The 25,732-nt window shown below is 60.1% G+C and carries 24 protein-coding genes; 11 read left to right on the forward strand and 13 right to left on the reverse strand.

All coding sequences use genetic code 11. The features are described 5' to 3' along the window. The first annotated feature begins 139 nt into the window (after nt 1–139). The 4 genes from hxpB (at nt 140) to AB8W27_RS11680 (ending at nt 3,985) form a co-directional block, all read left to right on the forward strand. The gene (gene hxpB, locus AB8W27_RS11665) at nt 140–808 is read left to right on the forward strand and encodes a hexitol phosphatase HxpB (RefSeq protein ID WP_015740988.1); all 669 of its coding nucleotides are present in this window, start codon (nt 140–142) and stop codon (nt 806–808) included. 190 nt (nt 809–998) lie between these two features. Then, the gene (gene kduD, locus AB8W27_RS11670; protein WP_015740987.1) at nt 999–1,754 is read left to right on the forward strand and encodes a 2-dehydro-3-deoxy-D-gluconate 5-dehydrogenase KduD; all 756 of its coding nucleotides are present in this window, start codon (nt 999–1,001) and stop codon (nt 1,752–1,754) included. 113 nt (nt 1,755–1,867) lie between these two features. Further along, a complete protein-coding gene (locus tag AB8W27_RS11675) occupies nt 1,868–2,458 on the forward strand; it encodes a metal-dependent hydrolase (RefSeq protein WP_007696709.1) in 591 nt (196 codons plus the stop codon). A 135-nt stretch (nt 2,459–2,593) separates the two neighbouring features. Next, nucleotides 2,594–3,985, forward strand: a complete 1,392-nt coding sequence (locus AB8W27_RS11680; RefSeq protein ID WP_007760387.1) for an L-cystine transporter — start codon at nt 2,594–2,596, stop codon at nt 3,983–3,985. 162 nt (nt 3,986–4,147) lie between these two features. On the opposite strand, the gene cedA is transcribed toward AB8W27_RS11680, so the two are convergent. Then, nucleotides 4,148–4,393: a cell division activator CedA gene (cedA, locus tag AB8W27_RS11685; protein WP_282914006.1), complete on the reverse strand. Its 246-nt coding sequence runs from the start codon at nt 4,391–4,393 to the stop codon at nt 4,148–4,150. A 196-nt stretch (nt 4,394–4,589) separates the two neighbouring features. Between cedA and katE the strand changes: the two genes are divergently transcribed. Next, on the forward strand, nt 4,590–6,845 hold the full coding sequence (gene katE, locus AB8W27_RS11690) for a catalase HPII (RefSeq protein ID WP_041923470.1): 2,256 nt from the start codon (nt 4,590–4,592) through the stop codon (nt 6,843–6,845). A 121-nt stretch (nt 6,846–6,966) separates the two neighbouring features. Here katE and osmE read toward each other — a convergent pair whose 3' ends face one another. Continuing rightward, a complete protein-coding gene (osmE, locus tag AB8W27_RS11695) occupies nt 6,967–7,308 on the reverse strand; it encodes an osmotically-inducible lipoprotein OsmE (protein ID WP_015740984.1) in 342 nt (113 codons plus the stop codon). A gap of 241 nt (nt 7,309–7,549) precedes the next feature. On the opposite strand from osmE, the gene nadE reads away from it, so the two are divergent. The 3 genes from nadE to cho all read left to right on the forward strand — a co-directional run bounded on the left by nadE (nt 7,550) and on the right by cho (nt 10,309). Further along, nucleotides 7,550–8,377, forward strand: a complete 828-nt coding sequence (gene nadE, locus AB8W27_RS11700; protein WP_015740983.1) for an ammonia-dependent NAD(+) synthetase — start codon at nt 7,550–7,552, stop codon at nt 8,375–8,377. A gap of 91 nt (nt 8,378–8,468) precedes the next feature. Beyond that, complete coding sequence (yddG, locus tag AB8W27_RS11705) at nt 8,469–9,359, forward strand: aromatic amino acid DMT transporter YddG (RefSeq protein WP_015740982.1); 891 nt, start codon at nt 8,469–8,471, stop codon at nt 9,357–9,359. Nucleotides 9,360–9,427: 68 nt separating this feature from the next. After that, on the forward strand, nt 9,428–10,309 hold the full coding sequence (cho, locus tag AB8W27_RS11710; RefSeq protein WP_015740981.1) for an excinuclease Cho: 882 nt from the start codon (nt 9,428–9,430) through the stop codon (nt 10,307–10,309). Here the strand turns inward: cho and ves are convergent. The 7 genes from ves to AB8W27_RS11745 form a co-directional block, all read right to left on the reverse strand. Beyond that, entirely contained in the window at nt 10,300–10,845 is a 546-nt protein-coding gene (ves, locus tag AB8W27_RS11715) for an environmental stress-induced protein Ves (RefSeq protein ID WP_041924149.1), read from the reverse strand. The two genes, cho and ves, sit on opposite strands and share 10 nt — an antisense overlap. A 277-nt stretch (nt 10,846–11,122) precedes the next feature. Then, a complete protein-coding gene (gene spy / locus AB8W27_RS11720) occupies nt 11,123–11,605 on the reverse strand; it encodes an ATP-independent periplasmic protein-refolding chaperone Spy (RefSeq protein ID WP_007760355.1) in 483 nt (160 codons plus the stop codon). Nucleotides 11,606–11,898: 293 nt separating this feature from the next. Continuing rightward, a complete protein-coding gene (gene astE, locus AB8W27_RS11725; RefSeq protein ID WP_015740978.1) occupies nt 11,899–12,864 on the reverse strand; it encodes a succinylglutamate desuccinylase in 966 nt (321 codons plus the stop codon). 9 nt (nt 12,865–12,873) lie between these two features. Next, nucleotides 12,874–14,199 carry an N-succinylarginine dihydrolase gene (astB, locus tag AB8W27_RS11730; protein ID WP_015740977.1) on the reverse strand — a complete coding sequence of 442 codons (1,326 nt, stop codon included), beginning with the start codon at nt 14,197–14,199 and terminating at the stop codon, nt 12,874–12,876. After that, entirely contained in the window at nt 14,196–15,674 is a 1,479-nt protein-coding gene (astD, locus tag AB8W27_RS11735) for a succinylglutamate-semialdehyde dehydrogenase (protein WP_015740976.1), read from the reverse strand. The genes astB and astD overlap by 4 nt, the downstream gene beginning before the upstream one ends. Beyond that, complete coding sequence (gene astA, locus AB8W27_RS11740; protein ID WP_015740975.1) at nt 15,671–16,708, reverse strand: arginine N-succinyltransferase; 1,038 nt, start codon at nt 16,706–16,708, stop codon at nt 15,671–15,673. Before astA ends, astD begins: the two co-directional genes overlap by 4 nt. After that, the gene (locus tag AB8W27_RS11745; protein ID WP_015740974.1) at nt 16,705–17,925 is read right to left on the reverse strand and encodes an aspartate aminotransferase family protein; all 1,221 of its coding nucleotides are present in this window, start codon (nt 17,923–17,925) and stop codon (nt 16,705–16,707) included. The genes astA and AB8W27_RS11745 overlap by 4 nt, the downstream gene beginning before the upstream one ends. 441 nt (nt 17,926–18,366) lie before the next feature. Between AB8W27_RS11745 and xthA the strand changes: the two genes are divergently transcribed. Together xthA and AB8W27_RS11755 are read left to right on the forward strand one after the other, a co-directional pair. Next, complete coding sequence (xthA, locus tag AB8W27_RS11750; protein ID WP_007760319.1) at nt 18,367–19,173, forward strand: exodeoxyribonuclease III; 807 nt, start codon at nt 18,367–18,369, stop codon at nt 19,171–19,173. 45 nt (nt 19,174–19,218) lie between these two features. Continuing rightward, nucleotides 19,219–19,632: a pyrimidine (deoxy)nucleoside triphosphate diphosphatase gene (locus AB8W27_RS11755; protein WP_015740972.1), complete on the forward strand. Its 414-nt coding sequence runs from the start codon at nt 19,219–19,221 to the stop codon at nt 19,630–19,632. Here AB8W27_RS11755 and AB8W27_RS11760 read toward each other — a convergent pair. From AB8W27_RS11760 to AB8W27_RS11775, 4 genes are all read right to left on the reverse strand, one after another. Then, nucleotides 19,592–19,873: a DUF1496 domain-containing protein gene (locus AB8W27_RS11760; protein ID WP_007760311.1), complete on the reverse strand. Its 282-nt coding sequence runs from the start codon at nt 19,871–19,873 to the stop codon at nt 19,592–19,594. The two genes, AB8W27_RS11755 and AB8W27_RS11760, sit on opposite strands and share 41 nt — an antisense overlap. 102 nt (nt 19,874–19,975) lie before the next feature. Further along, a complete protein-coding gene (locus AB8W27_RS11765) occupies nt 19,976–21,922 on the reverse strand; it encodes a DNA topoisomerase III (protein WP_015740971.1) in 1,947 nt (648 codons plus the stop codon). A gap of 3 nt (nt 21,923–21,925) precedes the next feature. Beyond that, entirely contained in the window at nt 21,926–22,969 is a 1,044-nt protein-coding gene (selD, locus tag AB8W27_RS11770) for a selenide, water dikinase SelD (protein WP_015740970.1), read from the reverse strand. 151 nt (nt 22,970–23,120) lie between these two features. Continuing rightward, on the reverse strand, nt 23,121–23,672 hold the full coding sequence (locus tag AB8W27_RS11775; protein ID WP_041923469.1) for an NAD(P)H nitroreductase: 552 nt from the start codon (nt 23,670–23,672) through the stop codon (nt 23,121–23,123). 174 nt (nt 23,673–23,846) lie between these two features. Between AB8W27_RS11775 and sppA the strand changes: the two genes are divergently transcribed. After that, a complete protein-coding gene (gene sppA / locus AB8W27_RS11780) occupies nt 23,847–25,697 on the forward strand; it encodes a signal peptide peptidase SppA (protein ID WP_015740968.1) in 1,851 nt (616 codons plus the stop codon). The last annotated feature ends 35 nt before the right edge of the window (nt 25,698–25,732 follow it).

Below are 25,732 nucleotides of genomic sequence, written 5' to 3' on the forward strand. Positions count from 1 at the left end.
TTCGCCTAAGTTTACCTTGTGACGCGTCTTTTCGCCTGAACTTTCCGGCACATGCACGGAAAGCGGTAGCCATAACGCGCTTTTCCGGCTATTGATTAACCTTTCCCGCGTAAAAAGTAAAAAGAAGGAGTGACAGCCGATGTCTTCGCCGCGACAGATCCTCGCCGCTATTTTTGATATGGATGGTTTACTGATTGACTCTGAACCGCTCTGGGACCAGGCAGAGCTTGAAGTGATCGCAACGCTCGGGGTCGATACCTCCCGCCGTCACGAACTTCCTGACACGCTGGGGCTGCGCATCGATCTGGTCGTGGCGCTGTGGTTCGCGCAGCAGCCGTGGAACGGCCCGTCGGTGGATGAAGTGACGCAGCGCATCATTACGCGCGCCATGACGCTGGTGGAAGAACAACGCCCGCTGCTGCCAGGCGTGGCAGACGCGATTGCGCTCTGTAAAGCGCAGGGGCTGAAGGTCGGCCTCGCCTCCGCCTCGCCGCTGCGGATGCTGGAGCGTGTGCTGACGCTGTTTGATCTGCGCGACCAGTTTGACGTGCTCGCTTCTGCCGAACACCTGCCTTACAGCAAGCCGCACCCGCAGGTCTATCTGGATGCGGCGGCGAAACTTGGGGTCGATCCGCTCTGCTGCGTGACGCTGGAAGACTCCGTCAACGGCATGGTCGCCACCAAAGCGGCGCGTATGCGCTCTATTGTGGTCCCGGCCGAAGAGAACCGCAGCGATGCGCGCTGGGCGCTCGCCAACGTCCGGCTGAACTCGCTGACCGAGCTGGAGCCCTGGCATCTGAAAGGCTGAGATCCCTTTCTACCGCTGCCCGTCCGGCAGCGGTTTTTGCTTTTCTTTTCCGCAAAAAAACGCCCGCCGTCATATTTTTAAAACACAGTTTCATTTGGCTTTGTCTTTTCTTCTGGCGACTCCTATCATTGCTCTGAATGCGAAAGGGAATTTCCCTGCGCCGCAATGATGAGCCAAAGAGGAACGGAACATGCTGGATACATTCTCGCTTGCCGGAAAAGTGGCGATGGTGACCGGGTGCAATACCGGGCTGGGACAGGGCATGGCGCTCGGACTCGCCGCCGCCGGGTGCGATATCGCAGGCGTCAGCCGCCGTCCGGCGCGGGAAACCGCCGCCAAAGTTCACGCGCTGGGACGCCGTTTTGTCGCTATCGAAGCCGATTTGGCCACGGCGCCGGTACAGCCGCTTGTCACAGAGGCCGTCGATGCGCTGGGCCGCCTCGATATTCTGGTGAATAACGCCGGGATCATTCGCCGCGACGACGCCATCGATTTCAGCGAAAAAGACTGGGACGATGTGATGGATCTCAACCTCAAAGCCCTGTTCTTCCTTTCTCAGGCTGTCGCCAGACAGTTCATCGCCCAGGGCAGCGGCGGGAAAATTATCAACGTCGCCTCGATGCTCTCTTTTCAGGGCGGCATTCGCGTCCCCTCTTACACGGCCTCGAAAAGCGGCGTGCTGGGCCTGACCCGCCTGCTGGCCAACGAATGGGCGCCGTACGGCATTAACGTCAACGGCATCGCGCCGGGCTATATGGCGACCAATAACACGCAGGCGCTACGCGAAGACGCTGACCGCAATGAGGAAATCCTTGCGCGTATTCCGGCGGGCCGCTGGGGAACGCCGGAAGATTTACAGGGGCCCGTCATTTTTCTCGCCTCGGCGGCGTCGGATTACGTTAACGGATACACCCTGGCGGTGGATGGCGGCTGGCTCGCCCGATAACCGCAAAGCGAGGCGTCACGGGGGCTGCGGTGACAAAGTGTTACACCGTCACCACTTTTCTCTACTGTATAAAAACCCTATACTGGATAGATTGACAGTTTCAGGGTTTTATCATGACGGCGGAAGGCCACCTGCTTTTTTCGATTGCCTGCGCGGTATTTGCTAAAAATGCCGAGCTGACCCCTGTGCTGGCGCAGGGCGACTGGTGGCATATTGTTCCCTCCGCCATTCTCACCTGCCTGCTGCCGGATATCGATCATCCGAAGTCCTTCCTCGGTCAACGGTTAAAGTGGATCTCAAAGCCCGTGGCGCGCATGTTTGGTCACCGGGGCTTTACGCACAGTCTGCTCGCGGTCTTCGGCGGCCTGACGCTCTTTCTGTTAAAAGTGCCTGAAACCTGGATATTACCTGCCGATGCGCTGCAAGGGCTGGTGCTCGGCTATCTCAGCCATATTCTCGCCGATATGATAACCCCCGCCGGCGTGCCGCTGCTGTGGCCCTGTCGCTGGCGCTTCCGTCTGCCGCTCCTCTATCCGCAAAAAGGCAACCAGCTTGAGCGCGTATTGTGCATGGCGCTGTTTGTCTGGGCGGTATGGATGCCGCAAAGCATGACCGACAGCAGCGCGATGAAGTGGTCGTCAGCCGCGATTAATTCCCTGCAAAACACCTTTAATCGCTTTATTCATCACCAGATGGAGCAGTAAATAAACTGAAATTGCGTTTTGATATAAACCATTCCATTTGGATATAAGGCACCCTCTTTTGATTCTGATACCCTTTGCGGCATAAAGGCATGCCATTTCGGCCATGCCGGTTATAAAAAAATCAGGAGAACGGGGATGAATCTTCCACTGATAGCGAACGTTGTCGCGTTCGTGGTTCTGCTGCTGTTGCTGGCGCGCACGCGCCATACCCAGTGGAGCCTGGCAAAAAAAGTATTACTCGGTCTCGCCATGGGCGTGGTCTTCGGCCTCGCGCTGCATACCATTTATGGCTCTGACAGCGAGACGCTGAAAACCTCCATCCAGTGGTTCAACATTGTCGGTAACGGCTATGTGCAACTGCTGCAGATGATCGTCATGCCGCTGGTGTTCGCGATGATCCTGAGCGCCGTGGCGCGTCTGCATAACGCCTCGTCGCTGGGTAAAATCAGCGTGCTGACCATCGGCACCCTGCTGTTCACCACGCTTATCGCGGCGCTGGTCGGCGTGCTGGTGACCAACCTCTTCGGCCTGACGGCGGAAGGTCTGGTGCAGGGCAGCGCGGAAACCGCGCGTCTTAACGCTATTCAGACAAACTACGCTGGTAAAGTCGCCGATCTGACTGTACCGCAGCTGCTGCTCTCCTTCATACCGAAGAACCCGTTCGCCGATCTGACCGGCGCGAGCCCGACCTCGATCATCAGCGTGGTGATTTTCGCGGCGTTCCTGGGCGTGGCGGCGCTGAAACTGCTGAAAGACGACGCGCCGAAAGGCGAGCGCGTACTGGCCGCTATCGATATCCTGCAAAGCTGGGTGATGAAACTGGTGCGTCTGGTGATGCAGCTGACGCCGTACGGCGTACTGGCGCTGATGACCAAAGTGGTTGCCGGCTCTAACCTGCAGGACATCATCAAGCTCGGCAGCTTTGTGGTCGCCTCGTATCTGGGCCTCGGCATTATGTTCGTGGTGCACGGCGTGCTGCTGGCGGTAAACGGCGTCAGCCCGCTGCGTTACTTCCGCAAAGTCTGGCCGGTGCTGACGTTTGCCTTTACCAGCCGCTCCAGCGCCGCCAGCATTCCGCTGAATGTGGAAGCGCAGACGCGTCGTCTGGGCGTGCCGGAGTCAATCGCCTCTTTCGCGGCCTCCTTTGGCGCGACGATCGGTCAGAACGGCTGCGCAGGTCTCTACCCGACGATGCTCGCGGTGATGGTCGCGCCGACCGTCGGCATTAACCCGCTCGACCCGGTGTGGATAGCCACCCTCGTCGGCATCGTGACCTTAAGCTCCGCCGGTGTAGCGGGCGTGGGCGGCGGCGCGACCTTCGCCGCGCTTATCGTCCTGCCGGCGATGGGTCTGCCGGTCACGCTGGTGGCGCTGCTGATTTCCGTCGAACCGCTGATCGACATGGGCCGTACCGCGCTGAACGTCAGCGGCTCCATGACCGCCGGTACGCTGACCAGCCAGTGGCTGAAGCAGACGGATAAAACCATCATGAACAGCGATGACGAAGCCGAACTGGCGCACCGTTAATCGCATCAAAAGTTATACCCCAAAACCCCGGCCTGCGCGCCGGGGTTTTATTTTTGCGGCGTTCCGTCGGCCGCACAGACGACAAAGCCCGCCATCCGGCGGGCTTTGTTATTTCAGGCGACCTCTTTCTTTTGCGCGTCGCGCCGGGCGATAAACCTTGCCCTATATCTCATCCTGCTTGAGCTGGTTGGCCCAGCGCTGGGCGGCTTCCGGGCTACTGAATACGGGCGAGCGGCGAAAACGATCCCCGGACATCACAAACGCCACATATTTGCCCTTCAGCACCCAGACATCGTCATACCCCTCCATGCGATCCGCATGATCCGGCGGGGCCGGCTCCTCACGTGGAACATAGCTGATAACGGGACGATTCTGATGACGAAGTGGTTTCATAAGCGTCGGATTCACTGGCTGTAAACAAAAGATAAACCATTATGATAGCGGATCGGACGGCCTTGCGTCGCATCATGCGTGCGCTGTGCCGTTCATTTGCCGCTTTTTACGCCGTCGCCTTTTCCACAAGAACTTCAGTGCTGTTCTATAGTTACCTTACATTTCATGCAGCCATCCGACTGCTTTAGAAAAAGGAAAGGAGACGAGTTCAATGTCGAATGATGAGAAACGCCCTAACCATGAAGCCCCGTTCCACGACGCGCGCTCATCCCAGCCGGGCATGGGATCGCTGGCGCCTGCCGATGGCTCCCACCGCCCTTCCCCGACGCCAACGGCGCCGGGCGAGCAACCGACCGCGCCAGGCAGCCTGAAGGCGCCGCAGGTGACGAACGATAAACTCGGCGCGCTGGACACCTTCCGCAAAGGCGGTGAGAACGAGGCGCTGACGACCAACCAGGGCGTGCGCATCGCTGACGATCAAAACTCGCTCCGCGCTGGCACCCGCGGCCCGACGCTCCTGGAAGATTTTATCCTGCGGGAAAAAATCACCCACTTTGACCATGAACGCATTCCTGAGCGCATCGTGCACGCGCGCGGCTCTGCCGCCCACGGTTACTTTCAGCCGTACAAAAGCCTGAGCGATATCACTAAAGCCGCGTTCTTAAGCGACCCGCAGAAAATCACGCCGGTCTTTGTACGTTTCTCGACCGTTCAGGGCAGCGCCGGGTCGGCGGATACGGTGCGCGATATTCGCGGCTTCGCCACCAAGTTTTATACCGAAGAAGGCATTTTCGATCTGGTCGGCAATAATACACCGGTGTTTTTCATACAGGACGTCCATAAATTCCCGGATTTCGTCCATGCCGTGAAGCCGGAGCCGCACTGGGCTATTCCGCAGGGCCAGAGCGCGCACGATACCTTCTGGGATTACGTGTCGCTTCAGCCGGAAACGCTGCACAACGTTATGTGGGCGATGTCCGACCGCGGCATTCCGCGCAGCTACCGCACCATGGAAGGCTTTGGTATCCATACCTTCCGCTTTATCAACGCCGAAGGCAAAGGCACCTTTGTGCGCTTTCACTGGAAACCGGTGGCGGGCAAAGCGTCGCTTATCTGGGATGAATCGCAGAAGCTGACCGGGCGCGATCCGGATTTCCACCGCCGCGATCTCTGGGAAGCCATCGAAGCGGGCGATTACCCGGAATATGAACTCGGCGTGCAGCTGATCCCCGAAGAAGACGAATTTAAATTCGATTTCGATCTGCTTGATGCGACGAAGCTCATCCCGGAAGAACTGGTGCCGGTGCAACTCGTCGGCAAAATGGTGCTGAACCGCAATCCGGATAACTTCTTCGCCGAAAACGAACAGGCGGCGTTCCATCCGGGTCATATTGTGCCGGGGCTGGATTTCAGTAATGACCCGCTTCTCCAGGGGCGTCTCTTCTCCTACACCGACACCCAGATAAGCCGTCTCGGCGGGCCGAACTTCCACGAGATCCCGATTAACCGCCCGACCTGCCCGTACCATAACTTCCAGCGCGACGGCATGCACCGGATGGATATCGACACCAATCCGGCCAACTACGAGCCGAACTCGATTAACGACAACTGGCCGCGCGAAACGCCGCCTGCGCCGAAAGCCGGCGGGTTTGAAAGCCATCAGGTGCGCGTTGAAGGCCACAAAATCCGCGAGCGCAGCCCGTCGTTTGGCGAATATTACTCCCAGCCGCGCCTGTTCTGGCAGAGCCAGACGCCGGTGGAGCAACGTCATATCATCGATGCGTTCAGCTTTGAACTCAGTAAAGTGGTGCGCAGTTATATCCGCGAGCGCGTGGTGGATCACCTCTGCCATATCGATATATCGCTGGCGCATCCGGTGGCCACTAATCTGGGTATTACGCTGACTGACGAGCAGATGCACGTGGCCCCGCCGAAGGACGTAAACGGGCTGAAAAAAGATCCGTCGCTGAGCCTGTATGCCGTACCAGGCGGCTCGGTAAAAGGCCGTGTGGTCGCCGTACTGCTTAACGACCATGTGAAATCCGCCGATCTGCTCGCCATGCTGCAGGCGCTGAAATCGCACGGTGTACATGCCAAATTACTGTACAGCCGCATGGGCAGCGTGACGGCGGATGATGGCTCGCAACTGGAAGTGGCGGGCACGTTTGCCGGATCGCCGTCGGTGACCGTCGATGCCGTGCTGGTGCCGGGCGGCGCCGCGAGCGCGCTTGCCGATAACGGCGATGCGGTCTATTACCTGCTGGAGGCGTATAAACACCTGAAAGCGATCGGCCTGATGGGCGACGCGCGCGGGCTTAAAAGCCGACTGGCGGTACCGGACACCGGCGAAGAAGGGATTGTCGAAGCCGACGACGCCTCAGGCAGCTTTATGGATGATTTCATCCACCAGCTCGCCTGCCACCGCGTCTGGGCGCGCACGCCGAAAGTGGCGTCCATCCCGGCATAACCGCCGCCTGAACCACACCAAAACGCCGCTTAGCGCGGCGTTTTTTATTTGCCGGCGCGCATCTCGCAACACACAGACGTAAAAAAACCGGCCGGAGCCGGTTTTTCTGTCAACAGCGCGATTACTTCTTCGGCGCCTGCGGGTCGGTATCGTACTCGGCACAGGTCTGGTAGCCAGAGTTCAGCACGTGGCCCGTTTCATCCAGCGCGACGAAATAGGTCTCGGTTTTACCGTTACGGCTGCCCAGGATATAGGTCTGGCAGGTACCGCGAGCGTGGATCATGGTAACTTCAGAAGACGGTTTACCCGCGATCTGCATGACCTGCTGACGGCTCATGCCTTTTTTCACATCTTTTACCACCGGCTGGGTAAACTGATCGGCGGTACGATCGTACGCGGTACACCCTGCCAGCATGGTCATAACTGCCGCTGCACTCAGAAATCCTGCAAACTTCTTGTTCATTGTGTCATCCTCTTTTTTTCAGCGTGTGCAGATAAGCCTGGAATATAAAATAACATTTTTCAACTTGTTACCTGAAAGAGCGCCAAATTAAGAGTATTCCCTCAGCCAGAGCTGATGTCGCAAAAGGGTCTGGCGCCGCACAGAAGGGTGACACCTTGTCGTTTTGCCCACAACGGGTTAGCTTTAACAGATCACTGTTTCAATGCCTGCACGTTGCAGGCGCACAAGACTGGAGGGGTAAATGGCATTACAACAAGAAATTATTCAGGCACTTGGCGTGAAACCGCATATCGACGCCAATGAAGAGATCCGCCGCAGCGTTGATTTCCTCAAAGCCTATCTGAAGACCTATCCGTTTCTGAAGACCCTGGTGCTCGGTATCAGCGGCGGCCAGGATTCCACGCTCGCGGGCAAACTGAGCCAGCTTGCCATCAGCGAACTGCGCGATGAAACCGGCGATCAGAGCTACCAGTTTATCGCGGTGCGCCTGCCATTCGGCGTACAGTTTGACGAAAAAGATTGTCAGGACGCGCTGGCGTTTATTCAGCCGGATAAAGTTCTGACGGTGAACATTAAAGAAGCGGTACTGGCGAGCGAAAAAGCGCTGCGCGAAGCGGGCATTGAGCTGAGCGATTTTGTCCGCGGCAATGAAAAAGCGCGCGAGCGTATGAAAGCGCAGTACAGCATCGCCGGAATGACCAAAGGCGTGGTGGTGGGCACCGACCATGCGGCCGAAGCCGTCACCGGTTTTTACACCAAGTACGGCGATGGCGGCACCGACATTAACCCGCTGTTCCGCCTTAACAAACGCCAGGGCAAAATGCTGCTGAAAACCCTCGGCTGCCCGGAGCACCTCTATCTTAAAGTGCCGACCGCCGATCTCGAAGATGATCGCCCGTCCCTGCCGGACGAAGTGGCGCTGGGCGTCACGTATGACAACATCGATGATTATCTGGAAGGCAAGCCGCTCGATGAGAAAATCAGCCAAATTATTGATGGCTGGTACGTGAAAACCGAGCACAAACGTCGCCCGCCGATCACCGTTTTCGATGACTTCTGGAAACAATAATCGCTTTGCGGCACGCTCCCCGGCCTGACCGGGGAGTATCGCCCCGTTCGTTGTTACGTTTCTCGCCACAGCCTTTTCTCACGGATGACGTATGTCTGTTTCAACGCAGCGCGCCACGCTGCCGGGCCTGCTGGCCATTCTGCTCTGGAGCACCTCTGTCGGTCTGTTTCGTAGTATCAGCGAAGCGTTCGGGCCGGTGGGCGGCGCAGCGCTGATTTATACCGTTAGTTCGCTGTGTCTGATGGCGTCGCCGGGTCTTATTCACCCAGGCCGCTTACCGCGCCGCTATCTCCTGACCGGCGGATTACTGTTTGTTAGCTATGAAATCTGCCTCGCGCTGGCGATTGGGCTTGCGCACACCCGCGCGCAGTCGCTGGAGCTTGGGATGATTAACTACCTCTGGCCGAGCCTGACGGTGCTGCTGGCGGTGCTTATCAACGGCCAGCGCTGCCGCCTCTGGCTGTGGCCGGGCCTGCTGCTCGCGGTCGCAGGCGTGTTCCAGGTGCTGAAGGGCGACGGCGACTGGTCGCCCGCGCAGTTCTGGCTCAACATGCAGGATAACCCGGTTGCTTACGCGCTCGCATTCTGCGCCGCCTTCGTCTGGGCGCTGTACTGCAATCTGACGCGCCGCTGGAGCAACGGCCAGAACGGCGTGGCGCTCTTTTTCTGCGCCACGGCCGCCGTCCTGTGGCTGCAATACAGCCTTGCGCCGCAGCCGCCCCTGCAGCTGTCGGTTCCTGCCGTCGCGCAACTGCTCTTTATGGGGCTGTCCACCGCCACCGCTTACGCCGCCTGGAACTACAGTATTCAGCACGGCAATATGACGCTGCTCGCCACCGCTTCTTACTTCACGCCGGTGCTCTCGGCGCTGCTGGCGAGTCTGTGGCTGGGCCTTACGCCAGGCATGGCTTTCTGGCAGGGCGTCGCGATGGTCGTGGCAGGTTCGCTGCTCTGCTGGCTCGCCACCCGCAACCTGAACTGAAAATGACGCTTTTTCAACCACACATTCCCTGATAGACTGGATAAGTAAACAGTATTCAGGAGAGTGATGTGGTAAGGCGTACTGGCGCGCCGCGGCTGGAGTTTGAAAAAGCGGCAATTTATGAATACCCCGAACATCTGCGTCCGTGGCTTGAAGATCTGCCGAAGCACCCCGGCGTCTATGTTTTTCATGGCGAAAGCGAAACCATGCCGCTTTATATCGGCAAGAGCGTCAATATTCGCAGCCGGGTGCTGTCGCACCTGCGTACCCCGGATGAAGCCTCCATGCTGCGCCAGTCGCGGCGCATCACGTTTATCCGCACCGCGGGCGAAATCGGCGCGCTGCTGTTAGAAGCGCAAATGATCAAAGAGCAGCAGCCGCTATTCAACAAGCGTCTGCGCCGTAACCGGCAGCTCTGTTCATTGCAGTTTAAAGGTGAAAAACCAGACGTCGTGTACGCCCGCGATGTCGATTTCTCGCACCAGCCGGGCCTGTATGGGCTTTTTTCGAGCCGCCGCGCAGCGCTCGGCACGCTGCAATCCATCGCCGACGAACAGCAGCTCTGCTACGGCCTGCTGGGACTGGAGTCGGTTCGCCCTGGGCGCGCCTGTTTCCGCTCGGCGCTGAAACGCTGCGCCGGGGCCTGCTGCGGCAAAGAGCCGCTTGAGGCGCACAACGCGCGCCTGATGGACGCGCTGGAGCGGATGCGGGTTATCTGCTGGCCGTGGGACGGCCCGGTCGGATTGCGGGAAAGCTTCGGCGAGATGACCCAGTACCATATCATCCATAACTGGTACTGGCTGGGTTCCGTGTCGTCACTGAGCGACGCGGCGACGATCTCCCGCGCGCCACAGGGCTTTGATAACGACGGCTATCGCATTCTGTGCAAGCCGCTTATCAGCGGCGAGCATGAGATTATCGACATCGGCGCGCAGGCGCCTCAGAGATAGGTTATCTCGCTGAACAGCACCTGCCCTTCGGCTTTCAGTAGCCGAAGGGTATGACTCCCCTCCTGCCACCAGGCGCCCTGCTCTGCCGTCAGCAGTTTATCGTTAAGTTGCCAGGCGCCGCTTAAGACATAGACAATGCCGCCCCTTGCATGACCGGTCGTAAACGTGCGATCGGCGACGCGCACCTGCGCGCGGCAACGGTCGCGGCGGGTCATCAGGTTGAAATCCAGCGACATACGCCCGTCGGTCAGCTCCGCGCGCACCGGGTGCTCGCCCGCGAACGTAAACGGCTGATGACGCTTTAAGGTGTGGCGAAACGCGCCGCCGCTCAGTAGCGTGACTTCGCCGCCATCGAGTAGCGTCATCACGCGATCTACCTGCGGTACAACGTTAAAGTCGCCATTGCTGGCGAAAGAAGCAATGCTGGCGCGCCAGTTAAAATCCCGGCTTGGCGGAAAACAACAGATCTCACGGGTTTCGCCTGCGCCGTTACGCCACAGGTTCACCGGCATTTTTTTGACGTCGAAAAATTCCATCCCCACTCCTGAAAAACGCATCGTGCGCAAATCGCCGCAGACGTGCTGCGGCGAAAAATTATCGTTATACATGTTATTGCCTTGCGATCGGCACGTCAGTGGATGGCGGTCGCGACGTGTTAACGATACGCAGGCAAAAGCAGCCGCGATGCGGCAACGAGAATGATAACCAACAGAAATTACGTGGCAAGAGGGGCAAGAAAAGAAAAACCGCCGGCCCTGGCCAGCGCCATCAAAGGGCACTGGCCAAAACCGGCGGTCTTAAGCAGGGTCAGAATTATTCTGAATCTGCTGGCATTTTACCTTCCGGAGCCGGACGTTCTGTCAGACGCTTCTCAAAATTGGCATTAAACTGCTTTTTCTGCTCCGGGGTCAGTACGTTATAGATTTTGTTCTGGGTTTCGATGTGCGCCAGCATACGGGCTTTATGCTGCGCTTCCATTTTGTCGATCTGGGCCTGCGCTTTGTCTTTATCGAAGCTGTCGCTGGCAATCAGATCGTGCATCGCGCGACGCTCTTCCAGAGACGGACGCTCAAATTTTTCACGCTGGGCTTTACGGATGTCGCGAATTTGCTGCTTTTGCGCATCGGTCAGGTTCAGCCCCTGGAACATCATATCGTGATGCGGGCCGCGCGGACCTTTATGGTGCATCATTGGCGTGCCGTTCGCGTCAGGCGCCGGGGTCTCCGCCGCCTGCGCCAGGTTAGCTGCGCCAAGCGCCAGGGTAGAAGCAACGAAGATAGCCGTTAATTTACGCATAATGTTGTCCTTACTTTCAGTTAATTCAGCAACAGATTGTCGCCTTGACGAGATTAATTCTACGGGCAGATTCGTCAATCAGTCAGAGTCTGAGTAAAACAGTGAAAGCATAAAAAACAATTATTGTGCGATTATGGAGAAAATAAGGAAAAAGAGAGGAGAAAGATTTTAAAATATCACAACCGCTTGATTGTGAAGAGAGTGTGAGCGCAGTATAAAGGCGCGGCGCTGCAAAATAAAGCGCCCCTTCAGAATTATCCGCATTATTTTCACGGCCCGCCTGGGGCCGCCCGTTATTTTATTTCCCGGAGCATTAATCCGGCGCGTAAACCCAACGCGACGGACGGATTCGGAAACAACACCCGCTCATCGTCCTGCGCGTAATAACGCTCATCGCCATCTTCCGCCAGCAGCGTGCCCGCGCTAAAAGCGGTGAAATTTTCGGTATCGCCCGACATATGCAACACAAAGCGCTCGCTGCGCCGGGTGATCTGCTGCGCCACTTCAAAGCGTCGCGGCGCATCCGTACCGGCAGGCGCAGTCGATCCGTCAAGCAGCGCCGCCAGGCCCCGCTGCGTTGGCGCAAACTGGCTGAGATCGTTGTGGCCGAACGGCAGCGCCTTACCGAGCTCCAGCGTACAGCTCAGCGCCGCGAAGCGCTCGCATGATAAGTGTGTAAAGGTGCCGCCCGGCGCGCGGTGAAAGACCAGCGCCTGGAGCCCGGCTTCGCCAAGCCAGACGAGAAAATCCTCTGGCCACGCCGTGGTGCGCGCGGGCAGTACGCCAAAACGCGGGAAGCGTGACCCGCGAATGGCGGTATGCAGATCCAGATGCCAGCGCACCGTTTCATCGCCCGCTGCGAAAAAGGTCTCCAGCGCCTGTTCGAGACGCGCGGCGCGCGCGGTTTCGACGCCCGGCGTGGCGGTCTGCCAGCGCCCGCCAAAAAGACGGTTGAGATCATAATCGATAAACCGCCGTCCGGCCCGCAGCGCCGCCGGACTGCCCAGCACCACCAGCAGCCGCCAGGCGAGCGGCCGCTCGCCGCGCAGCAGCGGCGCCAGTAGCTGCTCCAGCATCTCCACCGGCGCGGTTTCATTGCCGTGGATGCCCGCGCTGAGCACCAGCGCGCCGCGCACGTCTTTGCCGGGCGTCAGTTGCAAAATGCCTTCATCCAGCCACTCGATAGTCACGCCGCCGCGTTGTTGCGTTGTCAGCGCGGGCGTCTCGCCGCGCAGCGTCTGTGCAAGAAAATCGTCCATGGCGTCTCCTTACTGCTGGAACGGATAGACATTGCCGAGCGAGAGCAGACGCGTCAGTTCATCCAGCGCCTCGCGCCCCTCGCGCAATAACTGCGGGTCAACCAGGTCTTCCTGCGTCAACCGGTCGCGGTAATGTTTGTCGACCCACGCGTTAAGCCGCGTAAAGAGCGCGTCATTCATCATTACCGCCGGGTTCACCGCCTGGCGCTCGTCGTCGGTCAGCGCCACGCGCAGCCGCAGGCACGCCGGGCCGCCGCCGTTAGCCATACTTTCGCGCAAATCAAAAATTTTCAGCTCGCTAATCGGGTTATCCGCCGCCACGAGCGTATTCAGGTAACGCCAGACGCCTTCGTGGCGGCGCGACTCTTCCGGCAGCACCAGCACCATGGAACCGTCGTCGCGGCTCAGCAACTGGCTGTTGAAAAGGTATGTCTCCACCGCATCCTGCACCGAGACCTCGCCTGCGGGCACCACCAGCGGCGTAAAGCCCGGTACTTTTTCAGCCAGCGCATCGAAGAGCGCGTGCTGGTGTAAAAACGCGTGTTCGTGGCAGAACAGCACCTGGCGGTTGGACACAGCAATCACATCGTTATGAAACACGCCCTGATCGATGACCGCCGGGTTTTGCTGCGCGAAGATGACGCGCTGCGGATCTACCTGATTCAGGCGCGCTACGGCCTGCGAGGCTTCCAGCGTCTGGCGCGCCGGGTAGCGGGCGGGCACCAGCGCCCCGCTCTCTTCACGCCCGTAGATGAAAAGCTGTAGGCCCGGCTCGCCATAGTCGCCGCCGAGCCGGTTATGGTTCGCCGCGCCTTCGTCGCCGAACATCGCTACCTGCGGCAGCGCCGGATGGACGGCAAAACGGGATTCATCGCGGAAAATCGCCCGCAGCAGCCGTTCGGTGCCGGGCGCTTCACTGGCGCGGTGGAATTTATTGTTGAGGTTCGCCACCGTCAGGTGCACTTTGCCGTCCAGCGCGTCGGCGGAAGGACACACCGTCGCGGCGTTCGCCACCCACATCGACGACGCCGAGCTGGCGGCGGAGAGCAGATGCGGCGCGGCGCGCCAGGCTTTCTCCAGCACCTGGTGATCGCTGCCGGTAAACCCAATCTGGCGCAGCGCTGCGAGATTCGGCCGCTCCTGTGGCGGGATCACCGCCTGCGGGAAACCGGCGTCCGCCAGCGCTTTCATCTTCGCGAGCCCCTGTTTCGCGGCAAGCTTCGGGTTCGAAACCTGAAAACGGTGCTTCGTTGACGCTTCGTTACCGAAAGAGAGTCCGGCGTAATGGTGAGTCAGTCCCACCAGCCCGTCAAAGTTGACTTCACGTGCTTTCATGCCTGCTCCTTGCCGCTGAAATCGAGGCCGGGGTTTAACGTCTGCGGCAGCGCGAAGGTCGGGCTTTCCAGCGAGGCCATCGGCCAGGCGCAGTAATCCGCCGCATACCAGGCGCTCGGGCGATGGTTGCCGGAGGCCCCGACGCCGCCGAATGGCGCTGTGCTGGCCGCGCCGGTCAGCGGTTTGTTCCAGTTCACAATACCGGCGCGCGCTTCCAGCAGCAGCCGATCGAATTTTTCGCGCACCGGCGAAATCAGCCCGCAGGAGAGCCCGTAGCGGGTGGCGTTGGCAAGCGTAATGGCCTCGTCGAAATCGTCATAACGCCAGACGCCCAGCAGCGGCCCGAAGACTTCTTCATCCGGCACGTCATCCACGCCGGTCAGCTCAACAATGCCCGGCGTGAGCAGCGAACTGCCCGCCTGCGCCAGGGCTGGCGTTAACAGCGGCTTGCCGCCCCGCGTCAGATGCCCCTGCCAGGCTTCCAGTACCCGCTCCGCCGCCTGCGCGCTGATAAGCCCGCCCATAAACGGCTGCGGCTCGGCGTCCCAGCGGTCAGGGCGCAGACGTCCGGCAATCTCAACGAGGCGCGCCAGGAAGGCGTCGCCCGCACCACCCCGTTTAACCAGCAGGCGGCGCGCGCAGGTACAGCGCTGCCCGGCGGTGATAAACGCCGACTGAATCGCCAGATGCACCGCGCCGTCGATATCGTCCGGATCTTCAACGATAAGCGGGTTATTGCCGCCCATCTCCAGCGCCAGGATCTTCTCTGGCTGACCGGCGAGCTGACGGTGTAACTGATAACCGGTGCTGGCGCTGCCGGTAAACAGCAGCCCATCGAGTTCCGGCTGGGCGGAGAGCGCCTGGCCGGTCGCGCGCGCGCCCTGCACCAGATTCAGCACGCCCGCAGGCAGCCCCGCCTGCTCCCAGAGTTTCACCACGGCCTCGCCGGTGTGCGGCGTCAGCTCGCTCGGTTTAAACACTAATGTGTTGCCCGCCAGTAACGCCGGGACGATATGGCCGTTCGGCAGGTGGCCCGGGAAGTTATACGGCCCGAAGACCGCCAGCACGCCATGCGGACGGTGGCGCAGCGTGGCCGCGCCGTCCGGCATCGGCGAGTGTTGTTCGCCGGTGCGGGTCTGGTACGCTTTGAGCGAAATGCCCACTTTATTGATCATCGCAGTCACTTCGGTGGCCGCTTCCCAGCGCGGTTTGCTGGTTTCCAGCGCGATGATCCGCGTCAGTTCGGTTTTATTGGCCTCCAGCAGCGCCGCGAATTTCTCGGCGATGGCCTGACGATCGGCGAAAGGCCGTTTCGCCCAGGCCGGGAACGCCGCGCGGGCGGCGGCGCAGGCATTTATAACCTGCGCCTCGTCGGCCGCATGGCCCTGCCAGAGCAGGCCGCCGCCGACCGGATCGCGTTTTTCCAGCGCCTCGCCTTGCCCCGTTGTCCACTCACCGTTGATCCATAAACTCATACTTTTTTCTCCTCAGGGCACAGGCGCACCAGGCGTACGCGATCGCCGTGGCGACATTGCAGGGCATCCAGCGTGGCGGCATCCAGAATCAGCCTGTCGGCGTCCGGTCTGGCGCGGATCAGCATCACGCGGAAATTATCGTAATTTTCGTTGGCGACCATACAGGCGGGCAGTTCGTCGTCGGTGACCGGCTGGCCTTCCGCGACCTCCACGAGGCGGCTTTTACGGATAGCCCGCACCCGGTCGATATCGCACTCCAGCGTCGGCCCGCCGTCGAAGATGTCGACATAGTTGCGATAGCGGAAGCCTTCGGCCTCCAGCACGGCGCGCGCGGGCGCCGTGTCTTTATGTACCTGTCCGATGACGGACTGCGCCTCTTCGGAAAGAAACTGGGTGTAGATGGGGTGCTTCGGCATCAGTTCGGCGATAAACGCTTTCTGCCCGGTGCCGCACAGGTAGTCGGCGCGGCTGAACTCCATAGAGAAGAAACGCTGGCCGAGGCTTTCCCAGAACGGCGAGTAGCCGTGCTCGTCAATCACCCCGCGCATTTCCGCGACCACTTTTTCATTAAAGCGCTCGCGAAACGCGGCCATAAACATAAAACGCGATTTGGAGAGCAGATAGCCGTTGCCGTTTTTGCGCCAGTCCGGGTCGAGAAAGAGCGTGCAAAGTTCACTGCTGCCGGTGTGATCGTTGCTGAGAAAGAGCGTGGGCAGCGCGTTGTAGACATTCAGCTCTTTCGACGCGTGCACCAGCGTGCCGACGCGGTAGTTATACCAGGGCTCGCTGAGCCCGACGGCCACTTCGATGGCGCAGATCCCGGCGACCGTGCGGCTTTGCGTATCTTCCAGCACGAAGACATAGCCCTGATCGCCTGGCGGCAGCTCGCCGCGCCAGGTTTGCAGGGAGCGCTCGACGCGGGCGCTGAGCGTTTTTTCATCGACCGGCAGCGAGGTCAACCCACCGCCGGTTTTGGCGGCGAGCCGGAGCAGCGCCGGGACATCCTGATGAGCGACAGGGCGAATCACCATCATGATGCGCCCTCCTTAATCCAGTTTTCACAGGCGCGCGCCACGCGGGCGAGCCCGGTTTCAATCTCCTGATGGCTGATGTTGAGCGCAGGCGCAAAGCGCAGCACGTTCGCGCCCGCAATCAGCACCATCGCGCCTTCCTTCGCGGCGGCGAGCGACATCGCCTTCGCCTTGCCCGCATATTCATCGCTCAGCACACAGCCGATCAAAAGCCCCAGACCGCGGATCTCTTTAAACACCCCGAGGCGCTGGTTCATGGCGTTGAGTTGCTCGACAAGCGCGTCGTGACGCGCTTTGACGCCATCCAGCATCTCCGGCGTATTCACAAGATCCAGCACTTCGCCTGCGACGGCGCTCGCCAGCGGGTTGCCGCCGTAGGTGGTGCCGTGGGTGCCAACCCCCATCACGGCCGCGCAGCGTTCGGTGGTGAGCATCGCGCCAATCGGGAAGCCGCCGCCGAGCGCTTTTGCGGTGGAAAGCACATCCGGCGTCACGCCGTAGTGCATGTAAGCATAGAGGTGCCCGGTGCGGCCCACGCCGGTCTGCACTTCATCAAAAATCAGCAGCGCGTTGTGGCGATCGCACAGCTCGCGCAACCCTTTCAGGAAAGCTTTGGTGGCAGGCACCACGCCGCCCTCGCCCTGCACCGGCTCGACAATCACCGCGCAGGTGTCGTCATTGATCAGCGCCGCGGCGGAATTGAGATCGTTAAACACGGCATGGCTGATTTGCGGCGGCAGCGGCGCGAAATCCTGGGAATACGCAGGCTGCCCCCCTGCCGAGACGGTAAACAGCGTGCGGCCGTGAAAGGCGTTTTTGAACGCCACGATGCCGCTTTTCTGCGCGCCGTAGTGGTCGTGGGCATATTTGCGGGCGAGCTTCAGCGCCGCTTCATTGGCTTCCGCGCCGGAGTTACAGAAAAAGACGCGGTCGGCGAACGTAGCGTCAATCAGGCGTTTGGCAAGGCGCAGCACCGGCTCGTTGGTATACCCGTTACCGGTATGCCAGATTTTCGCCGCCTGGGTTTCCAGCGCCTGGCGCAGTTTCGGGTGCGCATGGCCGAGAGCGTTTACCGCGATGCCGCCTGCGAAATCGATATACTCTTTGCCTTCCTGATCCCAGAGCGTGGACCCCTCGGCCCGCACCGGAATAAACGCGGCCGGGGCATAAACGGGGATCATCCACTCATCAAAGTTCTGGCGGGTAATTGACTGCGACATAGCGACCTCGTCCGGTAAATAAAAGGTTGTTTAGTTGTTAATTAAATGTGCATTTGCGCTCTTACTGTAGATTGCACGCTTCGTGCCAGCCAGAGGAGAAAATGCATAGCGGAGAGGGGGTGGCGTTAAATCAATAGGTTACGATCCGCCATTATTCACTTTTAATGCATAATAAGTGAATAAATTTATGACAAAGCGGCCTTCGCCATAAAAAAACCCGCACTTTTATGCATTGATAAAATATTGTTCTGGATTTGTGATCGTGACCGGGATTTGTCTTGAAAATGCGCCCCTTTACAGGGCGTCTGCGCCATCATGGTGCACCAAAATCGGGTTTGCGCCGCTTTCAGCTATCGCCACAACCTTGCCGGGGCGGGAGACGCGCGGACGGTTTTTCTGATACCATCGCGCCACTCTTGTTCATCCAGTGTGTTCGCGACTATGAAATTCATCTCTTTTAACATCAATGGCCTGCGCGCCCGCCCTCATCAGCTTGCCGCGCTGGTGGAACAGCATCAGCCGGACGTAATCGGCCTGCAGGAAACCAAAGTCCACGACGATATGTTTCCCCTCGAAGAGGTGGCGAAACTGGGCTACAACGTGTTTTATCATGGCCAGAAAGGCCATTACGGCGTGGCGCTGCTGACCAAAGCCACGCCGGTTTCCGTGCGCCGCGGCTTTCCGGGCGACGATGAAGAAGCGCAGCGTCGTATCATCATGGCGGAAATCCCGTCCGCGATCGGCGATATCACCGTGATCAATGGTTACTTCCCGCAGGGCGAAAGCCGCGACCACGCGGTGAAATTCCCCGCCAAAGCGAAGTTCTACCAGGATTTGCAGGACTATCTTGAAACGGCGCTCAGCAACGATAAACCGGTGCTTATTATGGGCGACATGAATATCAGCCCGGGCGATCTGGATATCGGCATCGGCGAAGAGAGCCGCAAGCGCTGGCTGCGCACCGGCAAATGTTCGTTCCTGCCGGAAGAGCGCGAATGGATGGGCCGCCTGCTGAACTGGGGGCTTAAAGATACGTTCCGCCACGCTAACCCGGACATCACTGACCGCTACTCCTGGTTCGACTACCGCTCGAAAGGCTTTGACGATAACCGCGGCCTGCGCATCGATCTTCTGCTGGCGAGCGACCCGCTGATGGCGCGCCTGGTGGAAACCGGTATCGATTATGATATCCGCGCCATGGAAAAACCGTCCGATCACGCGCCGGTCTGGGCGACCTTCTCGCTGTAATTCTTGCGGCTCCTCCTGCGGGAGGAGCCCTTCGGAAAACACACTATGCAAATCATTGATGTCGTGGCGGCGATCATCGTGCGCGAGGGTTGTCTGCTGCTGGCGCAGCGCTCACCCGCTGGCGACCAACCGGGGCTGTGGGAATTTCCCGGCGGCAAAGTGGAGCCGGGCGAAAGCCAGCCTGCGGCGCTGGCGCGTGAGCTGCAGGAAGAACTGGCGATACGCGCGCGTATCGGCGCGTATGTGGCAAGCCACACGCATGAGGTCTCCGGGCGGGTTATCCGGTTACATGCGTGGCGGGTGGACGATTTTGACGGCGAGCCGCAGGCGCTGTGCCACAGCGCGTTCGTCTGGTGTGAACCGCGCGAGGCGTTCGGCTATGCGCTCGCCCCGGCGGATATTCCGTTGCTGGAGGCGTTTATGTCCGCACGCGACGCCACACCAGCGGGTTCGTGCTGAGGGTTTTCTCGTCGCGCTGACACTGCAACAGCACGCCATCGGCTTTGATCACCGCCCCTTCGGAGTAATTCTGATCCTGATAGACGCAGCACTGAATGCACTGTTGCTGCGAACGCTGGCCGCCGGTATTAAATACCTCTTCCGGCACGTTGACCTGCACATCCGGGCGCAGCCTGTCGGCGCCCGCCGGCAGGGTCGCCAGCAGCGCCAGCGCCGCCAGTAAGCTCTTTTTCACTGACACCCCGTTTCCCCTCTCGTTATGTGATCCTGATTTCACTATAGCGCGTCGCGCGCTCGTGTAGACAGTATCGGCGCATCCGGCCCGGAGTTTAGCGCGACGGAATTACTCCGTCGCCGGTTGCGCGCCGCTGCGTTTGCGGGCGGCAGGCTTTTTGCCGCCCTTGCCCGCGCGGCGTTTTTGCGCCTGCTGGGGCGCCACCAGACCGCGGAACTGACGCACCGGGGCGCTACGCGCCTGGTCAATCAGCGTGTAGAGCGTGTGCACCAGCGGCTGCATGAAATCCTGATAGCGGCACTGCTTCTCACTGATTTGCGTCAGCGTCGACTCCCACTGCGCGGTCATGTCCGGGCGCGCGGCAAGCTCCGGCAGCGCGTGGATCAGCGCTTTTCCGGCGGGCGTCGAGTGGATATAGCGCCCCTGCTTTTCAAGAAAACCGCGCTTAAACAGCAGCTCGATAATCCCTGCGCGGGTCGCTTCCGTGCCGAGCCCGTCGGTGGCGCGCAGGATTTTTTTCAGATCTTTATCCTGCACGAAGCGCGCGATACCGGTCATGGCCGACAGGAGCGTGGCGTCGGTGAAATGGCGCGGCGGTTGGGTCTGACGTTCGACCACTTCACCCCGTTCGCAATGCAGCTCGTCGCCCTTTGCGACCACCGGCAGCGGCGTGCCGTCGTTCTCTTCGTCGCGCTCTTTCGCGCCGAGCAGCGTGCGCCAGCCCGCCTCAGCCAGAAAGCGCGCTTTAGCGATGAATTTGCCGCCCGCGATGTCAAGCTCAATGACGCATTTGCGAAACTGCGCGTCCTGACAGAACTGCATCAGGTACTGACGGGCGATAAGCCCGTAGATTTTCGCTTCGCCGTCAGAGAGCGACGCGGGCGCGCTGCGCGCCGTCGGGATGATGGCGTGGTGGGCGTCCACTTTTTTGTCGTCCCAGCAGCGGTTGCGACGCTCAGGATCGACTGCGGGCTGCGGCAGCAGATCCGACGCATGGACGCCTATCGCCTTCAGCACCGCATGGCGGCCCGCGAAGTGCTCCTCCGGCAGGTAGCGGCAGTCGGAGCGCGGATACGTAATGAGTTTGTGGGTTTCGTACAGCTTCTGGCAGATATCCAGCACTGCCTGCGCGCTCAGGTTAAAGCGTTTTGAGGCCTCGATTTGCAGCGTCGAGAGCGAGAACGGCAGCGGCGCGGCTTCGCCTTCGCGTTTGTCGTTGTAGCTGGTGACACGCGCAGGCTGCCCTTCGATACGCTTAACGACATGCTCCGCCAGGGCCCGGTTCAGAAGCCGCCCCTCTTCATCCTGATACGGCTCGCAGGCCTCGCTCGGCTGCCAGAGCGCGGTGAAGCGCTCCTGGGCGGGCGTAACGATGTGCGCTTTGACTTCAAAGAAATCTTTGGCGACGAAGTGTTCTATCTCTTCGTCGCGCCGCACCACCAGCCCCAGCACGGGCGTCTGGACGCGGCCTACCGAGAGCACGCCCTGATAGCCCGCGTTCTGCCCGAGCAGCGTATAGGCGCGCGTCATGTTAATGCCGTAAAGCCAGTCGGCGCGGGCGCGGGCGAGCGCCGAGGTGCTGAGCGGGACAAACTCGCGGTTCTCGCGCAGCTTGTCGATAGCGCGCTCCACCGCCTGCGGGTTGAGATCGTTAATCAGGCAGCGGCGCACCTGCTGGCGCTTTTCCGCGGGCAGTTGCAGGTAGTCGAGCACTTCGTCCACCAGCAGTTGCCCTTCGCGATCCGGGTCGCCCGCATGCACTATCTCCTGCGCCTCGCGCAGCAGCTTTTTAATCACATTGAGCTGCTTTGCGACCGACGGTTTCGGCTGAAGCTGCCACTTTTCCGGCACGATGGGTAAGTCGGCGAGATTCCAGCGGCCATAGCGGCTGTCGTAAGCGTCCGGCTGCGCCTGCTCCAGCAGATGCCCGACGCACCAGGTGACCACCTGGCCGTTCCCGCACTCAATAAACCCGTCGCCCCGGCGGTGCGGCTTAGGCAACACGTCGGCGATGGCGCGCCCCAGGCTGGGCTTTTCGGCAATAAACAACCGCATCGATTAGCGAATCTCCACCATGGGGCGGCCGCCGCGCGCGGTTTTCAGCTCGCCGATGGCGCTAAGCGTGATGCCATGCTCCGCCGCCACGGCCTGCACCTGCGCCTCGGATTGCGGATCGACCGCCAGCAGCAGGCCGCCGGAGGTTTGCGGATCGCACAGCAGGCTGCGCCAGGCGTCCGGCATGTCGCCCATCAGGTGGCCGTAGCTCGCAAAGTTACGGCTGGTGCCGCCCGGCACCGCGCCCTGCGCGATGTACTCCTCCACGCCCGGCAGTTTCGGCACGGCCTCATACCAGAGCTCCGCCTGCAGGCCCGCGCCCTGGCACACTTCGCTGAGATGGCCCAGCAGCCCGAAGCCGGTGACGTCAGTCATCGCCCGCACGCCGTCGATCTCTGCGAACTCAGCGCCTGCTTTATTCATGGTGCACATCACTTCCGTCGCAAGACCCTGATGCTCCGGGCGCAGCAGCGATTTTTTCTCGGCCGTGGTGAGAACGCCGATACCCAGCGGCTTGGTGAGAAAGAGTTTGCAGCCCGCCTCGGCGGTGCTGTTTTTCTTCACGCGCTCGGTCGGCACCACGCCGGTGACGGCGAGACCGAAAATCGGCTCCGGCGCGTCGATGGAGTGGCCGCCCGCCAGCGCAATGCCCGCCTGCTGACACGCAAAGCGCCCGCCTTCCACCACCTCGCGCGCGATTTCCGGCGCAAGCGTGTTAACCGGCCAGCCGAGAATGGCGATCGCCATAATAGGTTTACCGCCCATCGCGTAGATATCGCTGATGGCGTTGGTAGCGGCGATGCGGCCAAAGTCGAACGGGTTGTCCACGATGGGCATGAAGAAATCAGTGGTGCTGATAACGCTCGTGCCGTTGCCCAGGTCGTACACCGCCGCGTCGTCGCGCGTTTCGTTACCGACAAGCAGGTTGGGGTCGATAAACTTCGCCTGATCGCTGTGCAGGATGGTTTCCAGCACTTTCGGGGAAATTTTACAACCGCAACCTGCTCCGTGGCTGTACTGGGTCAGACGAATCGCTTGCTCACTCATGGACCGCTCCTTGTTTGGTCAGAATCAGGTGATCGTTATCATTCGATAAATAAAGCGCGCTTATGGTAGCGCCAGAAAGACGGGGTGGTAAGTATGGCTGTCTGAATTGCGCCGCTTTTGCTCACAATCCAGACAGTTTTGCGCGTGGGGTTCAGAAATGACGCACGAAGGGGGCGGTATCCGGCAGATTAATGGTGGTGGACGCCTTCAGTTGCGGCGTGCCGAGATAGAGAAAACCGACAATTTGATCCTGCTCGCGGCACTCAAACGCCTCGCGCACCAGGTTGTTGTCAGTGAACGGGCCGCTGCGCCAGATGCCGTTAAAGCCCTGGGCGAGCGCTGCCATCTGCATCGCCATGACCGCGCAACCGGCGCTGACCACCTGCTCCCAGTGCGGCACTTTGTGGTGCGCTTCGCAGTGGGCGACCACGGTGATAATCAGCGGCGCGCGAAACGGCGCGTTGCGGGCTTTGTCGATAGCCTTTTCATCCTGACCGTCGGCAACGGCGGCTTTCTCCAGCAGCGCGCTGAAGCGCTCACGCCCTTCCCCTTCGATGACAAAGAAACGCCACGGCTGTAGCGTACCGTGATCCGGCGCGCGCAGACCCGCCCGCAGAATGTTTTCCAGCGCGTCGCCCGTTGGCGCAGGCTCAGCGAGACGTGAGGCGCTGCGGCGGTTGACCAGCATATCTAATGCATCCATCTCAACTCTCCTTTGATGATTTTTACCCATAAAATTAACACAGCGGTATGTTTTGTTACACCCTGCCCGCGTTTCCTGCTGACAAGCCCGCCCGTGGTATTTACACTTTGTCGGCGTCCCGCCTGTAGCGGGAGGTTACGGGGTTCCCCGTTATTCACGGATTAGGGAGAGTAAATGCGTACCCTTTGGCGAATTATTGCCGGATTCTTTAAGTGGACCTGGCGCCTGCTCAATATCATCAGAGAGCTGGTGATGAATCTGCTGTTTCTGCTGCTGGTGCTGGTGTGCGTTGGCGTCTGGATGCAGTTTAACAGCGGCCCGTCTGAACCTGCGCGCGGCGCGCTGCTGCTCGATATCAGCGGCGTGGTGGTGGATAAACCGTCGGTTAATAATAAGCTTGGCGCGCTGGGCCGTCAGCTCTTTGGCGCAAGCTCCGACCGTTTACAGGAAAATTCGCTGTTTGATATCGTCAACGCGATTCGCCAGGCGAAAGACGACCGCAATATCACGGGTATCGTGCTGGATCTGAAAGATTTCGCCGGCGCCGATCAGCCTTCAATGCAGTATATCGGCAAGGCGCTGCGCGAATTCCGCGACGCCGGTAAGCCGGTGTACGCCATCGGTGAAAGCTACAGCCAGGGCCAGTATTACCTCGCAAGCTTCGCCAACAAGATTTGGCTCTCGCCGCAGGGCACCGTCGATCTGCACGGTTTCGCGACTAATGGCCTCTACTACAAATCGCTGCTCGATAAACTCAAAGTGACCACCCATGTGTTCCGCGTCGGCACCTATAAATCCGCCGTTGAGCCGTTTATCCGCGACGATATGTCGCCGGAAGCCCGTGAGGCCGACAGCCGCTGGATTGGCGAGCTGTGGCAGAACTATCTCGGCACACTCGCGGCCAACCGTCAGGTGCCGGCCAGCCAGATCTTCCCTGGCGCGCAGGCGATGATCGCAGGCCTTGAAGCCGCAGGCGGCGATACGGCGAAATATGCGCTCGACAATAAGCTCGTGGATGAGCTGGCGAGCAGCGCGACCATCGATAAAGCGCTGGTGAAACAATTTGGCTGGAGCGACAAGGATAAAGATTTCCGCGCCGTCAGCATTTACGACTACCCGGTGAACAAGCCGTCTGAACAGGGCGAGAGCATCGCCGTGGTGTTCGCCAACGGGGCCATCATGGATGGCGAAGAGACGCCGGGCAACGTCGGCGGCGATACCACCGCCGCGCAGATCCGCGACGCGCGTCTGGATCCGAAGGTAAAAGCCATAGTGCTGCGGGTGAACAGCCCCGGCGGCAGCGTGACCGCTTCTGAAACTATTCGTCAGGAGCTGGCGGCGGCGAAAGAAGCAGGCAAACCGATCGTGGTTTCCATGGGCGGCATGGCGGCGTCCGGCGGTTACTGGATCTCCACGCCGGCCAGTTATATCGTGGCGAACCCGAGCACGTTGACCGGCTCCATCGGCATCTTTGGCGTTATCAACACGGTGGAAAACAGCCTCGATTCCATTGGCGTGCATACCGACGGTGTCGCGACCTCGCCGCTTGCGGATGTGTCGGTCACCAAAGCGCTGCCGCCTGAAGTGCAGAAGCTGATGCAGTTAACCATCGAAAACGGTTATCAGCGCTTTATCGGTCTGGTGGCGCAGTCGCGTCACAAGACGCCGCAACAGATAGACCAGATTGCGCAGGGTCACGTCTGGACGGGTGAAGACGCGAAGCAAAACGGCCTGGTGGACAGCCTCGGCGATTTCGACGACGCCGTGAAAAAAGCCGCTGAGCTGGCGAAGCTGAAAACCTGGCATCTCGATTTCTATCAGGATGAGCCGGGCTTTGTGGATATGGTGCTGGCGAATCTGACCGGTTCGGTGCACGCGATGCTGCCGCAGGCGCTTCAGGCATGGTTGCCTGCGCCGGTGGCCGACGCGGCGCTGGCGGCGAAAAAAGAAGGCGATAAGCTCGCCGCCTTTAACGATCCGCAGAACCGTTACGCCTTCTGCCTGACCTGCGGCGACGTGCGCTAAGGCGCCTGCGTCGATCCTGTCACAGCCCGGCCAGC

The organism is Cronobacter turicensis, from assembly GCF_041222865.1.
GTDB classification, from domain to species: domain Bacteria; phylum Pseudomonadota; class Gammaproteobacteria; order Enterobacterales; family Enterobacteriaceae; genus Cronobacter; species Cronobacter turicensis.

Excerpts from the sequence above, each read along its gene's own strand:
- yddG (WP_015740982.1), top strand. The coding sequence starts at position 8,469 with ATGTCTGTTTCAACGCAGCGCGCCACGCTGCCGGGCCTGCTGGCCATT.
- astE (WP_015740978.1), bottom strand. The coding sequence starts at position 12,864 with ATGGACGATTTTCTTGCACAGACGCTGCGCGGCGAGACGCCCGCGCTG.
- AB8W27_RS11775 (WP_041923469.1), bottom strand. The coding sequence starts at position 23,672 with ATGGATGCATTAGATATGCTGGTCAACCGCCGCAGCGCCTCACGTCTC.
- katE (WP_041923470.1), top strand. The coding sequence starts at position 4,590 with ATGTCGAATGATGAGAAACGCCCTAACCATGAAGCCCCGTTCCACGAC.
- AB8W27_RS11745 (WP_015740974.1), bottom strand. The coding sequence starts at position 17,925 with ATGTCGCAGTCAATTACCCGCCAGAACTTTGATGAGTGGATGATCCCC.
- hxpB (WP_015740988.1), top strand. The coding sequence starts at position 140 with ATGTCTTCGCCGCGACAGATCCTCGCCGCTATTTTTGATATGGATGGT.
- AB8W27_RS11765 (WP_015740971.1), bottom strand. The coding sequence starts at position 21,922 with ATGCGGTTGTTTATTGCCGAAAAGCCCAGCCTGGGGCGCGCCATCGCC.
- astA (WP_015740975.1), bottom strand. The coding sequence starts at position 16,708 with ATGATGGTGATTCGCCCTGTCGCTCATCAGGATGTCCCGGCGCTGCTC.
- spy (WP_007760355.1), bottom strand. The coding sequence starts at position 11,605 with ATGCGTAAATTAACGGCTATCTTCGTTGCTTCTACCCTGGCGCTTGGC.
- kduD (WP_015740987.1), top strand. The coding sequence starts at position 999 with ATGCTGGATACATTCTCGCTTGCCGGAAAAGTGGCGATGGTGACCGGG.
- AB8W27_RS11680 (WP_007760387.1), top strand. The coding sequence starts at position 2,594 with ATGAATCTTCCACTGATAGCGAACGTTGTCGCGTTCGTGGTTCTGCTG.
- astB (WP_015740977.1), bottom strand. The coding sequence starts at position 14,199 with ATGAAAGCACGTGAAGTCAACTTTGACGGGCTGGTGGGACTGACTCAC.
- AB8W27_RS11755 (WP_015740972.1), top strand. The coding sequence starts at position 19,219 with ATGCAAATCATTGATGTCGTGGCGGCGATCATCGTGCGCGAGGGTTGT.
- ves (WP_041924149.1), bottom strand. The coding sequence starts at position 10,845 with ATGGAATTTTTCGACGTCAAAAAAATGCCGGTGAACCTGTGGCGTAAC.
- osmE (WP_015740984.1), bottom strand. The coding sequence starts at position 7,308 with ATGAACAAGAAGTTTGCAGGATTTCTGAGTGCAGCGGCAGTTATGACC.
- selD (WP_015740970.1), bottom strand. The coding sequence starts at position 22,969 with ATGAGTGAGCAAGCGATTCGTCTGACCCAGTACAGCCACGGAGCAGGT.
- xthA (WP_007760319.1), top strand. The coding sequence starts at position 18,367 with ATGAAATTCATCTCTTTTAACATCAATGGCCTGCGCGCCCGCCCTCAT.
- astD (WP_015740976.1), bottom strand. The coding sequence starts at position 15,674 with ATGAGTTTATGGATCAACGGTGAGTGGACAACGGGGCAAGGCGAGGCG.
- AB8W27_RS11675 (WP_007696709.1), top strand. The coding sequence starts at position 1,868 with ATGACGGCGGAAGGCCACCTGCTTTTTTCGATTGCCTGCGCGGTATTT.
- nadE (WP_015740983.1), top strand. The coding sequence starts at position 7,550 with ATGGCATTACAACAAGAAATTATTCAGGCACTTGGCGTGAAACCGCAT.
- sppA (WP_015740968.1), top strand. The coding sequence starts at position 23,847 with ATGCGTACCCTTTGGCGAATTATTGCCGGATTCTTTAAGTGGACCTGG.